17 protein-coding genes are annotated in these 11,210 nt (G+C 54.2%); 12 read left to right on the forward strand and 5 right to left on the reverse strand.

The genetic code is table 11. From position 1 onward, the window contains the following. Positions 1-134: 134 nt before the first annotated feature. Positions 135-401 carry a hypothetical protein gene (locus tag H6B10_RS08815; protein WP_204651260.1) on the forward strand — a complete coding sequence of 89 codons (267 nt, stop codon included), beginning with the start codon at positions 135-137 and terminating at the stop codon, positions 399-401. Positions 402-441: 40 nt separating this feature from the next. Here H6B10_RS08815 and H6B10_RS08820 read toward each other — a convergent pair whose 3' ends face one another. After that, complete coding sequence (locus H6B10_RS08820) at positions 442-1,311, reverse strand: YitT family protein (RefSeq protein ID WP_204651261.1); 870 nt, start codon at positions 1,309-1,311, stop codon at positions 442-444. A 63-nt stretch (positions 1,312-1,374) separates the two neighbouring features. Continuing rightward, complete coding sequence (locus tag H6B10_RS08825; RefSeq protein ID WP_204651262.1) at positions 1,375-2,517, reverse strand: hypothetical protein; 1,143 nt, start codon at positions 2,515-2,517, stop codon at positions 1,375-1,377. A gap of 145 nt (positions 2,518-2,662) precedes the next feature. Here H6B10_RS08825 and H6B10_RS08830 point away from each other — a divergent pair, with 145 nt between their 5' ends. From H6B10_RS08830 to H6B10_RS08860, 7 genes are all read left to right on the forward strand, one after another. Beyond that, positions 2,663-3,364 carry a uracil-DNA glycosylase gene (locus H6B10_RS08830; protein ID WP_204651263.1) on the forward strand — a complete coding sequence of 234 codons (702 nt, stop codon included), beginning with the start codon at positions 2,663-2,665 and terminating at the stop codon, positions 3,362-3,364. Positions 3,365-3,478: 114 nt separating this feature from the next. Continuing rightward, positions 3,479-3,889 (forward strand): peptide deformylase, encoded by a 411-nt coding sequence (locus H6B10_RS08835; RefSeq protein WP_204651264.1) that lies wholly within the window; start codon positions 3,479-3,481, stop codon positions 3,887-3,889. An 11-nt stretch (positions 3,890-3,900) separates the two neighbouring features. Next, complete coding sequence (locus H6B10_RS08840) at positions 3,901-4,215, forward strand: TIGR04076 family protein (RefSeq protein ID WP_204651265.1); 315 nt, start codon at positions 3,901-3,903, stop codon at positions 4,213-4,215. Between the two features lie 12 nt (positions 4,216-4,227). Next, positions 4,228-4,941 carry an SDR family oxidoreductase gene (locus H6B10_RS08845; RefSeq protein WP_204651266.1) on the forward strand — a complete coding sequence of 238 codons (714 nt, stop codon included), beginning with the start codon at positions 4,228-4,230 and terminating at the stop codon, positions 4,939-4,941. Continuing rightward, entirely contained in the window at positions 4,941-5,408 is a 468-nt protein-coding gene (locus H6B10_RS08850; protein ID WP_204651267.1) for a flavodoxin domain-containing protein, read from the forward strand. Before H6B10_RS08845 ends, H6B10_RS08850 begins: the two co-directional genes overlap by 1 nt. Then, positions 5,405-5,863, forward strand: a complete 459-nt coding sequence (locus H6B10_RS08855) for a metallophosphoesterase family protein (RefSeq protein ID WP_204651268.1) — start codon at positions 5,405-5,407, stop codon at positions 5,861-5,863. Before H6B10_RS08850 ends, H6B10_RS08855 begins: the two co-directional genes overlap by 4 nt. Beyond that, the gene (locus H6B10_RS08860) at positions 5,863-6,369 is read left to right on the forward strand and encodes a DUF6933 domain-containing protein (RefSeq protein WP_204651269.1); all 507 of its coding nucleotides are present in this window, start codon (positions 5,863-5,865) and stop codon (positions 6,367-6,369) included. Before H6B10_RS08855 ends, H6B10_RS08860 begins: the two co-directional genes overlap by 1 nt. 22 nt (positions 6,370-6,391) lie before the next feature. Here the strand turns inward: H6B10_RS08860 and H6B10_RS08865 are convergent, their stop codons facing one another. Together H6B10_RS08865 and H6B10_RS08870 are read right to left on the reverse strand one after the other, a co-directional pair. Beyond that, positions 6,392-7,039 (reverse strand): vWA domain-containing protein, encoded by a 648-nt coding sequence (locus H6B10_RS08865; RefSeq protein ID WP_204651270.1) that lies wholly within the window; start codon positions 7,037-7,039, stop codon positions 6,392-6,394. Positions 7,040-7,172: 133 nt separating this feature from the next. Then, a complete protein-coding gene (locus tag H6B10_RS08870; protein ID WP_204651271.1) occupies positions 7,173-8,186 on the reverse strand; it encodes an O-acetyl-ADP-ribose deacetylase in 1,014 nt (337 codons plus the stop codon). Between the two features lie 150 nt (positions 8,187-8,336). Between H6B10_RS08870 and H6B10_RS08875 the strand changes: the two genes are divergently transcribed. From H6B10_RS08875 to H6B10_RS08890, 4 genes are all read left to right on the forward strand, one after another. Beyond that, positions 8,337-8,687 (forward strand): DUF2200 domain-containing protein, encoded by a 351-nt coding sequence (locus H6B10_RS08875; RefSeq protein WP_204651272.1) that lies wholly within the window; start codon positions 8,337-8,339, stop codon positions 8,685-8,687. Between the two features lie 53 nt (positions 8,688-8,740). Continuing rightward, on the forward strand, positions 8,741-9,427 hold the full coding sequence (locus H6B10_RS08880) for an alpha/beta hydrolase (protein WP_345941726.1): 687 nt from the start codon (positions 8,741-8,743) through the stop codon (positions 9,425-9,427). After that, positions 9,409-9,903 (forward strand): bleomycin resistance protein, encoded by a 495-nt coding sequence (locus tag H6B10_RS08885; protein ID WP_345941727.1) that lies wholly within the window; start codon positions 9,409-9,411, stop codon positions 9,901-9,903. Before H6B10_RS08880 ends, H6B10_RS08885 begins: the two co-directional genes overlap by 19 nt. A gap of 259 nt (positions 9,904-10,162) precedes the next feature. Then, positions 10,163-10,555, forward strand: coding sequence for a helix-turn-helix domain-containing protein (locus H6B10_RS08890; RefSeq protein ID WP_204651273.1), 393 nt, complete (start codon positions 10,163-10,165; stop codon positions 10,553-10,555). 19 nt (positions 10,556-10,574) lie between these two features. Here the strand turns inward: H6B10_RS08890 and H6B10_RS08895 are convergent. After that, positions 10,575-11,210: 4Fe-4S dicluster domain-containing protein (locus tag H6B10_RS08895; RefSeq protein WP_204651274.1), on the reverse strand; the 636-nt coding region annotated here is incomplete at its 5' end.

The raw sequence follows: 11,210 nt of genomic DNA on the forward strand, positions 1-11,210 counted from the left end.
GTTCCTTCCGGCAACGATGTGCAGCTGCATGGCGTCCGGTTTGCCTACCCCGAAAAGCCCGACCAGCCGATTCTGCAGAACATTGATCTGTCCATTGCTCCCGGAAAATTCATCGGCATTGCCGGCCCCAGCGGATGCGGAAACCCAAAATTCTGATTCTGGATGAAGCCACCTCCGCATTGGATAACACCTCGGAAAAACTGATTCAACGGGAAATCGAGCGCATGAAGGAAGAATGCGGCACCACCGTAATCTCCATTGCGCACCGGCTGTCCACCCTGCAGAACTGTGATGAAATCCTGGTCATGGATCAGGGACGCATTGTACAGCGCGGCACGTTCCGGGAACTGGAATCCACACCGGGCATCTTCCGTGATATGGCGCGCGGAATCCTGAAATAAGAAACAGCGCGGCTCTTGTTGCAAGAGCCGCGCTGTTTGTTTATTGTCGTTCGTCGTTCTTTCCCAATTCTAAACGTCGGAAACCTTCGCCCTGTACCTCGTTGGACTGCAGCATGATAATGAAGCATTTGGGGTCCAGCTTCTGCATGGCATGCTCGATCTCGTACAGCTGTTTGTTGGAGCAGGCACACAGTACCACATCCTTGGGCTGCCCCGCATATCCGCCGCGTCCCTGCAGAATGGTGGAACCACGTTCCGCCACACGGTCGATCTCATCGCAGGCTGCTTTGCCGTTGTCGGTAACGATTAGCGCCAGCATGGAAGAAGAGAAACCGAACATCATCTTATTAATGACCGCTGCCACAATAAAGTTGAGCATCAGGCCGTAGATAATGGAGTCCACATCCCGGAACACCGCGCCGTTGAGGAGGATCACAGCCAATGCCGCACCAAAGGTGATATTGCCGAAAGGCAGGTAGGGGTGTTTTGCCTTGATGGCCATGGTGATAAAGTCAAGGCCGCCGGTGCTGGAGTTCTGCATATAGATCAGCGCATCGCCGATACCGGTGACCACGCCGCTGCAGATGGTGGCCAAAAGGCGGTTGCCGCTGTAAACCGGCAGAACCGGTAGCAGATAGTCCGTAAAAACTGCAAACAGAATCATACAGCGCAGGCTGCGCAGAAAGAAGGACCGCCCCAGCAGCTTGTAGCTGAAAACAATAATAGGAATATTGATGAGGACGTTGCTCAAGCCCATGGGCACACCGAACAGCCGGTACAAAATCGCGCAGATACCGGCAATGCCGGTCACCGGAACTTCCGCCGCTACGGCAAAGCTATATACACCCGCTGCCGAGATAAAGCAGCCCAACATTTCCAGCAGGAAGTTAACAGTCTTGTTATTGGTCATAGGCCCCTCCTCACACAACAAAAAAGGCCGGGGCATACCATGATGCTCCCGGCCAAGTAATTCTTAGACGTTCTTTTTAATATTGGAGGCACTGTAAGTCTTCATGGCATCTTCATCCAGTGCATGTTCCAGTGCCGCGCCGTCGGCATAGAACTGATCCTGCAGCTCCGTGCTCTTCATAGCGGTAAGCAGGTCGTACATACCGGTCAGATCATCCACCGTATAGGTCTTGAGCGGATCGATGCGGCGTGCCACCAGCAGCGTCGTGCCCAGATCCACCACGGTCCACTGGTTCATGCCTGCTTCGTCCAGAGGATCGGTCAGGTTGTTGTACCCGTCGCCGCCGTAGCTGGCCAGATCATCCGGCGTATACAGCTGGGCGCCTACGTAGTACATTGCCTGAGAGGCATCTTCCATGGTAGCACCAATCACTTCCATGGCCTGGGGCACATAGGTGGAAGCTGCCTCATACAGTTCGTTGCCGGACATCGTATCGCCCGCAGCGTTCTGGTTCAGCTCATCACGGCACTGCTCAGCCAGAGCCTTGATCTGTTCCTTCTGGGTGTCATCTGCCATGGTGTAGGTGGCATAGTCAACCAGAGGGATCTGCAGCGTCTCCATGTAGTAGCAGGAATCATTGATGTAGGCGCTGTACTCTTCCTCGGTCACGGGATTGCTTCCCTCGGGACCATAGATCACATTCATGATGGTGCTTGCCTTCTGGGCATTGAGCAGGAACTTTTCCAGGCTGCTCTTGCCGATGCCGTTGGCTTCGTACAGGTCGCCGTTGGACTCCCACATGCTTTCCACGCTGTCGGCCACTTCCGAGGTAGCAGCGTCTTCCAGCGTGGCACCCAGTTCGTCAAACTTCTTCTCAACCGCTGCGTAGTATTCAATGGAACGCATGGTGAGCTTTTCAATGTACTCTTCACCAGTGGCGGTGACTTCCTCATCACCAATGGTGCCGGTGCACTGGGCCTTCAGAACCGCCTTCACATCGTTGGCCGTTTCACCGGTAGCCAGTTCCGCCAGGCCGGAAGCCGTATTGTAGGCATTGTACTGCGCCAGCAGATATACGCCTGCCGGGATATCGACACCGCCAATGGTACCCACGCTGGAGGGCGTGGTCAGATTACAGCCTGCCAAAGACAGCAGCATTGCTGCCGCCATGCCCAGGCCGAACAGTTTTGTCTTGATCGAACGCATAGAGAATGTTCTCCCCTTTAATAAACTCTCCTGCGGTACAGCACCGCAACATAAATTGTATTATACCGCGTTTGGACGCGCATTGCAAGCCCTGCCCCACTTATGCTATACTGAGGAAAACCGTGCATAGAGAGGATGTTTCGCCATGCTTTTGCGGGAACAGCTTACCCGGCTTTCGAGCAGCGACTGGGCGCCTTTTCTGGAGGCAGAATCCCAAAAGCCCTATTTTGAGAAGCTGGACGCCTTTGTAACGCAGGCAGCCTCGGCTCATACCGTCTACCCCGAACTGCAGAACATTTTTGCTGCCTTCCGGTGCTGCCCGGCCCATCAGGTAAAGGTTGTGATTCTGGGGCAGGACCCCTACCATGAACCCGGTCAGGCCATGGGGCTTTCCTTTTCGGTCCCGGACAGCTGCAAAACACCTCCCAGCCTGCGGAACATCTTCAAAGAGCGGGAATCGGAATTCGGCCCCGTTGCCCAGCCCCACAACGACCTGACACCGTGGGCACAGCAAGGGGTTTTGCTGCTGAACACGGTGTTGACCGTAGAACAGGGCGCTGCCTTTTCCCACGCCGGCCAAGGTTGGGAAACCTTTACCCGGGCCGCGCTGGAATACACAGCCGCCTTGGACAACACCCCACTGGCCGCCATTCTGTGGGGAAAACCCGCGCAAAAATACGCTCCGCTGTTCCGGGCAGCAGCCGGACACCGGCCTGTTCTGGTTCTGGAATCGGCCCACCCCAGTCCCCTCTCGGCTTACCGTGGGTTCTTCGGGTCGGCGCCTTTCGGCAAGGTCAACGACTTTTTATTGGCGCACCACGCACAGCCCATTGATTGGCTGCAATAACTTGCCCATCCGGCTGCCGGTTCAGCCGATGGGCAGCCAGCCCCGCATCCGGAAATCCCGGTTTGGAAAAGCATTTCCAAACCACAAAAACTTACGCCCGTTAAGGAGTACCGTATGATTCGTGAAATCTGTAAAGATGTAATCTTTCTGGCACAAAAAGCCGAACCTGCCACGCCGGAGGATCTGCAGGTAGCGGCGGACCTGCTGGAAACGCTGGAGTACCACAAGGACGGCTGTGTAGGGATGGCCGCCAACATGATCGGCGTCAACAAACGCATCATCGCCTTTGACAACGACGGCGAATACATGGTGATGTTTAACCCGGAAATCCTGCGAAAATCCGGTCCTTACGAGACCGAAGAAGGATGCCTTTCCCTGACCGGAGTCCGGCCCGTCAAGCGATGGAAAACCATCAAAGTACAGTGGCAGAACGAGAAGTTCCAGCAGCGGATCAAAAATTTTACCGGGTGGACCGCCGAGATCATCCAGCATGAGATCGACCATTGTGAGGGCATCATCATCTGAGGAGACTACCCATGAAAAAGTGCAGAATCACCGTTATGCGCATCACCCGGCACGAGGATCTGATAGCCCGGTACGAAAACCCCATCGAGCACGCCTGCCCCCTGCAGGAAGGGCAGATATTCCTTGCCAACGGCTGGGAGAAGCCCGAAGGCTTTTGCCAGAGCGCCTGGGATACGCTTTCCCCCTTTGTATTGGCGTTGAGCCATGGCGCCGAGAACTTTTACGATGGTTGGATGAAAAATCCCCGATCCGCGATGCTTTCCTGCAATGACGGTTTCCGTCCCGTGAGTTTTCTGGTAGAAGCGCTGGACGAGGACGCAGACTGAGGAGGTACAACCATGTTTACCAACAAAGTAGCCGTCGTGACCGGCGGCGCCAAGGGCATTGGCAAGGCCATTGCCGAAGAATTCCGCAAAGCAGGTGCCCATGTATGTGTCATTGATTTGCTGCCCAACGATTATTATGTGGGGGATCTGGCCGATCAGACGGTTCTGGAAGATTTTGCCCGCAAGGTCATTGAGGACTATGGTCATGTGGATTACCTCATCAACAACGCCTTGCCTTTGATGAAGGGTCTGGATCAATGCAGCTACGAGGAATTCAACTACGCGCTGCGGGTTGGCGTAACAGCGCCCTTCTACCTGAGCAAACTGTTTGCTCCCTACTTCGCCCCCGGCGCTTCCATTGTGAACATTTCTTCTTCCCGCGACCGCATGAGCCAGCCCCAGACCGAAAGCTATACCGCAGCCAAAGGGGGCATTTCAGCCCTGACACACGCTCTGGCCGTAAGCCTGGCGGGCAAGGCACGTGTAAACGCCATCGCCCCCGGATGGATCGACACCGACTATACTGTGTATGAAGGCCCTGATGCCACGCAGCAGCCTGCAGTCCGGGTCGGCAATCCCATGGACATCGCCAATATGGTACTGTTCCTTTGTTCCGACAAAGCCGGGTTCATCACCGGCGAAAACATCTGCATCGATGGCGGCATGACCCGCCAGATGATCTACCACAACGACTTTGGCTGGACCCTGCAAGGAGGCAATTCCTGATGAAAACCGCGATTTGCTATTATTCCCGCCACCACGGGAACACTCTGAAAGTGCTGGAAGCCATGGCACCGGAAGGCGCCCTTGACCTGATCGATGTAACCACCCGCCAGACTGTTCGGCTGGATGACTATGATTGCATCGGCTTTGCTTCGGGCATTTATGGTTTTGAATTTCAGAAAGCCGTGGTGGCCTTTGCCCGGCAATACCTGCCCGAAGGCAAACCCGTCTTTTTTGTGTACACTTACGGTGGTGCTAAAGGCACCGGAGCCAAAGCCGTGGCGGATATTGCCCGGGAAAAGCATTGCCCGATTCTGGGTGAATTCAGCTGCAAGGGCTACGATACCTTTGGTCCCTTTAAAATGGTAGGCGGCATTGCCAAAGGGCACCCGGACACGCAGGACCTGGAAAACGCCCGCCGGTTCTACCGGGAGATTCAGGAATCCTGTACCGGAGGTACCGAAACATGAGACTTGCCATTTTGTCCGACACCCACGGGTTGTTGCGTCCCCAGGTGCTGGAGCAAGTAAAAAACGCGGACGCCATCCTCCACGGCGGCGACATTAACAAACCGGACATTGTGGAAGAACTGAAGCAGTATGCACCGCTTTACATCGTCCGGGGCAACAATGACAAAGATTGGGCTGCGGACCTTCCCCACGATCTTACCGTGACATTGGGCGGGGTGACCTTTTTTATGGTCCACAACAAAAAGGAAGCTCCCCCGGACCTTACCGGCGTAAACGTGGTTGTGTTCGGTCACTCCCACAAATACCTGCAGGAGGATAAAGACGGCGTACTCTGGCTGAATCCCGGCTCCTGCGGTCCCCGGCGTTTTCACCAGGAAATCACCATGATGATGGCCGAAGTGGAAAACGGCAAAATCTCGGTAGAAAAAATCCTGATTCCCCATGAGGTGCCGTAATGGAACTGGGACTGACCTTTCCGCTGCAGCGCATTTTAAAAATGAAACCGCCGGCCTACGGTGTGGAACCGGACCGGCGGTTTTGCTGGGATCTGCATTGCATCGGTCTGCGCGGCCGAAAGTGCCTTCTGGCCGTTCATTGCCACAGCCGCTATACGTTTGTGCGCTACGATGTTGCCCCTTTTGCGTGGGCTGCTATCGCGGATTTATTTTGCGAAGGTCTGGCTGAAAGTCTGGATGCCGCCGGGTTTGCCCCCGAGCAGGTAGAAGGCTACCTGCAGCACACCCGCGATCTGGCACTGACCCGTACCCATGGCCGCCGGGAAGTAGCTTTTCTCAACCGGGCGTGGGATGATGTGGTCGCGCTGGACACCTGCCTGGACAGTTCCACCCAGGTCCAGCCGCTGCTGGATCACGCCGTCAACACCCTACCCAGCCGATGTGTTGGCTTTACCGGACTGGGAACGGCATGGGAACGGATGAAAACCACATTATATTCCGATTGAGTCCCGACGCCATGGAGCGCGTTCAGGATTTGCGACTGCGGAAATCCTGTTCAATGGCATCTTTCCAATGGGAGCTCAGCGTCGCATGACTGCGAACGGCACTGACCGCTGCGCTGACCGTGGCATAGTTCAGTTGCGTACCGGCACTGTCGTTATGGTAATTCACCGCACGGTCCGGGGCGATACCAAGGCTTCCCGCTGTTTCCACCGCGTCGATATTGGCCCCCAGGAACAGAAACTCCCAACCATACTTTTCCTTTTGGCGCTGAATCATGGCTTTGATCTGCGGTACGGTGTAGCGGCGGCTGGCATTTTCCATCCCATCGGTGGTAATCACGAACAGCGTATGTTCCGGCACGTCCTCGGGTCGGGCATATTTATGGATATTCCCGATATGATGAATGGCCCCGCCGACGGCATCCAGCAGTGCGGTGCACCCGCGGACATAATACTCCTTTTCCGTCATGGGCCGGACATTTTCCAGCCGGGCCCGGTCATGAAGGACCTCCGCTTTGTCGTCAAACAAAACCGTGGATACATAAGCCTCTCCCGGTTCACTCTGCTGCTTTTTCAGCATGGAATTAAAGCCACCGATGGTGTCTACCTCCAAACCGTGCATGGAACCGCTGCGATCCAGAATGAATACCAATTCCGTCAGATTCTTTTTCATAAGTAAATCCCCCTGTGCTGTGTTGTTTGGTTTACAAACACAGTATAGGGGGATTTTGTGTTTCCATGGTCGCATGGCAGGCGACAAAATTCTACCGACCCGCAAAGACACGGGCCGGATGATTTGGCACTGTTCAGCCGCCCAGCAAGCTTTGGTCGAAGGCAAACAAGGCTTCGTTGATCTCGAAAATGTTATAATTTTTATGCGCGATGAAATATTCCACAATGATATCAAACTTGCTGGCATGGGAGAAGGCAAAGCCTGCTTTTTCCAGCATTTCTCTGGCTTCCTCCAGCGGCAGTTCCAGTGCCACCGCAAACGCCATAGCGGTAGGTTTGGACGGTTTATAGTGAATATCGGAACGAATCTTGGAAAACAGCTTGCGGTCAATATTGGCTTTTTTGTAGCACTGAGCGTCCGTCATGCCCCGCTCGTTAATTTTGCGCAGCAGCATTTGGGAGAAGCTTTCGTCCAGTTTATCCAATGCTTTATCCAGCTCTCCCAAAGACACCGTGCCAACCGTGGGTCCCCACAGTTCTGACGGGGCAGAAGCGACCTGTGGTGCCGCGGAAAACTGGATGCTGCGGCGGTAACGCTCTTCTTCACTGTCGGTATGTTCTTCCACATACCGGTCATCAATGTAGGCGGCGATGTCCGCAAAAAGTTTGCCGCCGATGGTGTAGGCCGCCCGGTCGAAGATGACCAGATACACCATCAGATCATGTTCCTGCAAAAATGCACCGATGGTATCTACCGCCACCTGCAGCGCCTGATCTTTGGGATAACCATATACGCCGGAAGAAATCAACGGAAAAGCCACCGTCCGGCAGTCATGGGCTACCGCCAGTTCCAGGGAACTGCGGTAAGCGGAAACCAGCAATTCTTTTTCCCCGCAGTTTCCGCCGCGCCAGACCGGTCCCACCGTATGGATCACATAGCGGGCGGGCAGTCGGTATCCCGGCGTGATTTTTGCCTCCCCTGTCCGGCAGCCGCCCAACGTAATGCATTTGGCCAACAGCTGCGGCCCCGCCGCACGGTGAATGGCACCGTCCACACCTCCGCCGCCCAGCAGGCTTGTATTGGCGGCATTGACAATCGCATCCACCTTCATGGCAGTTATATCGTTTCGTACAATCTGAAAAGGCATACCAACACCTCCCCTGTTTGGTAGTTCCATCATACCACGAAGGGCGGCTGCTGGCAATTTGCAAATGGATAGGTTCCCACCAAATTCATTGTTGACCCGGCCGGTTCTATGGTATAATACTTTCAATCTCATCGACAGGAGGCTTTACCAATGGGCAACGGAACTGTTTTTGCCATGAAATTTGCCAAAGTCTTTCCGCTATTGATTGCCAAAGCGGAGCGAAAGGGCCGTACCAGAGCAGAAGTATACGAAGTTACCACCTGGCTTACCGGGTATTCCGCTGCCGACCTGAACCATTTTCTGGAAAGTGACCTTGCCTACGGCGACTTTTTCAAGAATGCACCCTGCCTGAACGAGAACCGCCACCTGATCAAGGGCAGTATCTGCGGCGTCAAAGTGGAAACCATTGAGGACCCGCTGATGCAGGAAATCCGGTATCTGGACAAGCTGGTGGACGAACTGGCCAAGGGCAAAGCCATGGAAAAGATTTTGCGGAAGTAATCGCTGCACAAAGACCTCTATGTTGGGACCCGCATGTTTTTAGCAAAAGCAAGGTGATCGTTACGATGCTCAGCATGACCATTCAGGGGAAAAACGTGTCGGTTTTCCCCTGTGAAAAGCCGGATGCGCCCGCCATTTATCTGAACACTGTTTCCGGAGAAGGGTTACAGATTTATTCGGAATTGCAAAAACATCCGCTTCCTGATTTTTCTCTGATCGCCATCAGTGGCCTGGAGTGGAACCATGACTTAGCCCCCTGGAATCATCCCCCTGTATTCAAAAATACACCTGCCTTCACCGGCGGCGCAGACAATTACCTGCACCTGCTTACCGATGACATTCTCCCTGCCGCCGAAAGCATCCTGCCCGGTACGCCCTGTTGGCGCGGTCTGGCAGGTTACTCTCTGGCCGGATTGTTTGCCCTGTACGCCCTATACGATACAGATGCATTTTCCCGTATCGCCAGTGTGTCCGGTTCCCTGTGGTTTCCCGGAATACATGAGTATATCGCTTCGCACCCGACCAAATGTTTGCCGGATTGTGTGTATTTTTCCCTGGGAGACAAAGAAAACAAGACCCGAAATCCCGTTTTGAAAACCGTACGGGAAAATACCGAATCCATTCACGCCTATTATCAAGGCCAAGGGATTCACACTATATTTCAGCTGAATACGGGTAACCACTATGACCATGCGGCCCAACGCACTGCAAAAGGAATCGCATGGTTGTCGACCCAATAACGCCGGTTACCGGGCTGCGGCTTTTTTGCATACAATTGACACATGCTGCCATAAAGCAGCAACATGGTAACGGGGATATAGAAAAGATGAATTTCAATAAAATGATACCGGAACTTTCCGTATTTGACATTGACCAAACTATCGAGTTTTATAAAAGCCTCGGTTTTGAACTTATCTATGAAAGACCAGAAGACCGATTTGCCTTTCTGTCTCTTGAAGGAAGTCAGTTCATGTTTGAGCAGCTGCACCCAGATGGTTGGAATACAGGAGAAATGCGCTATCCGTTAGGGCAAGGGATCAATTTTTCTATTACAACAGATGAAATCGATTGCCTGTATGCAAGATGCAAAGAGGCACAGGTGGCGTTTTATAGAGATTTGATGATCACCACATACCGAGTCGATCAAATAAATGTAGAACAAAAAGAATTCCTGATACAGGACCCAAACGGCTATCTGTTAAGATTTACAAACTGACATGGATGCTTTTGCAAAAGGCAGGGACAAGGTGTGTACCGGGTTCCCTGCCTTGTATTTTTTCTGCTGCCGCAGTTCCTTTCCAACACGTCCAACGTCTTAAAGCCTGTTCATTCCCTGCGCACCTTTTCATTCAAAATCATCATGCCAACGGCATTCTACCAACGGTCGAGAGCGGGAAACCACCGGTCGGTTGAGTGTTGCCGCTGCAGAGTGTACAATAAGGCCAGCAAACCACGCGAAAAGGAGTAACGGCACCATGAAAAAAACACTTGGCATGTTGATATCGGAAACCCGCAAACAAAAGGGCATGACCCAGTTGGAGTTGGCGGAAAAAATGGGCGTAACGGATAAGGCGGTATCCAAATGGGAGCGCGATCTTTCCTGCCCCGATGTAAGTTCCCTGCCCTTACTGGCAGAAATTCTTGGCCTTACGCTGGATGAACTGCTGCGCGGCCAAAATGAAAAACAGCCCGCCGGCAACTCTGTCGGCGAACTGTTCGATACGATTCTGAAAGCTTTGGCGCTGGCCATGGGCGTTGCTGTGGCTGTCCTTTCGGCACTGGATGCGCTCACACCCCAGCACGGGATGCCGCTGCTGGGGTTGGGACTTGCCTGCCTGGCGCTCTGCGCACTGCGGAAAGAGAAATGACCGTCGCCATCCCGGTTTGTTACCAGAGCTTTAAAACCTTGACCCCCAGGCGGGCCGCCTTGTACATCGGCCCCTCCAGTTCTTTGGCGGCATCCTTCAGCAACTTCCGAATGGGCAGATGCTGCGGGCAATGCTGTTCACATTTGCCGCAGCCAACGCACTGGCTGGCGCCGGTGCCTTTGCGCCGCAAACCGGTCGTAAGCAGATACTGGATTTTTGCATGGCGGCCTTCCGCAGCGGCACGATTATAGCTGGCAAACACACCGGGGATATCCACCCCTGCCGGGCAGGGCTGGCAGTAGCCGCAACCGGTACATCCCACCCGCATGGAAGCCTGCAGATCGTCCCGCAGATTTTCCACAAACGCATGTTCTTCCGGGGTCATACAGCCGGGATGTGCTTTCGCCGCCTGGGCAACGTTATCCCGGATCATTTCCAGGCTGTTCATGCCGGACAACACCACCGTGACGCCCGGTTGATCCCACAGCCAGCGCAATCCCCAACCGGCCGCGGAACGACCGCTTTCGGCCACTTGCTTCTGTGCTTCGGCAGACAATCCGGTGATCAGCCGCCCGCCCCGCAGGGGTTCCATAATGATCACCGGAATCCCCTTGGCAGCCGCTGCTTCCAGTCCCTTACGCCCTGCCTGGGTGTG

It is taken from the genome of Gemmiger formicilis (assembly GCF_016901605.1).
Classification (GTDB): Bacteria; Bacillota; Clostridia; order Oscillospirales; family Ruminococcaceae; genus Gemmiger; species Gemmiger formicilis_B.

Coding starts and splice junctions, on each gene's coding strand:
- H6B10_RS08815 (WP_204651260.1), top strand. CDS start 135: ATGCGGAAACCCAAAATTCTGATTCTGGATGAAGCCACCTCCGCATTG.
- H6B10_RS08820 (WP_204651261.1), bottom strand. CDS start 1,311: ATGACCAATAACAAGACTGTTAACTTCCTGCTGGAAATGTTGGGCTGC.
- H6B10_RS08825 (WP_204651262.1), bottom strand. CDS start 2,517: ATGCGTTCGATCAAGACAAAACTGTTCGGCCTGGGCATGGCGGCAGCA.
- H6B10_RS08830 (WP_204651263.1), top strand. CDS start 2,663: ATGCTTTTGCGGGAACAGCTTACCCGGCTTTCGAGCAGCGACTGGGCG.
- H6B10_RS08835 (WP_204651264.1), top strand. CDS start 3,479: ATGATTCGTGAAATCTGTAAAGATGTAATCTTTCTGGCACAAAAAGCC.
- H6B10_RS08840 (WP_204651265.1), top strand. CDS start 3,901: ATGAAAAAGTGCAGAATCACCGTTATGCGCATCACCCGGCACGAGGAT.
- H6B10_RS08845 (WP_204651266.1), top strand. CDS start 4,228: ATGTTTACCAACAAAGTAGCCGTCGTGACCGGCGGCGCCAAGGGCATT.
- H6B10_RS08850 (WP_204651267.1), top strand. CDS start 4,941: ATGAAAACCGCGATTTGCTATTATTCCCGCCACCACGGGAACACTCTG.
- H6B10_RS08855 (WP_204651268.1), top strand. CDS start 5,405: ATGAGACTTGCCATTTTGTCCGACACCCACGGGTTGTTGCGTCCCCAG.
- H6B10_RS08860 (WP_204651269.1), top strand. CDS start 5,863: ATGGAACTGGGACTGACCTTTCCGCTGCAGCGCATTTTAAAAATGAAA.
- H6B10_RS08865 (WP_204651270.1), bottom strand. CDS start 7,039: ATGAAAAAGAATCTGACGGAATTGGTATTCATTCTGGATCGCAGCGGT.
- H6B10_RS08870 (WP_204651271.1), bottom strand. CDS start 8,186: ATGCCTTTTCAGATTGTACGAAACGATATAACTGCCATGAAGGTGGAT.
- H6B10_RS08875 (WP_204651272.1), top strand. CDS start 8,337: ATGGGCAACGGAACTGTTTTTGCCATGAAATTTGCCAAAGTCTTTCCG.
- H6B10_RS08885 (WP_345941727.1), top strand. CDS start 9,409: ATGGTTGTCGACCCAATAACGCCGGTTACCGGGCTGCGGCTTTTTTGC.
- H6B10_RS08890 (WP_204651273.1), top strand. CDS start 10,163: ATGAAAAAAACACTTGGCATGTTGATATCGGAAACCCGCAAACAAAAG.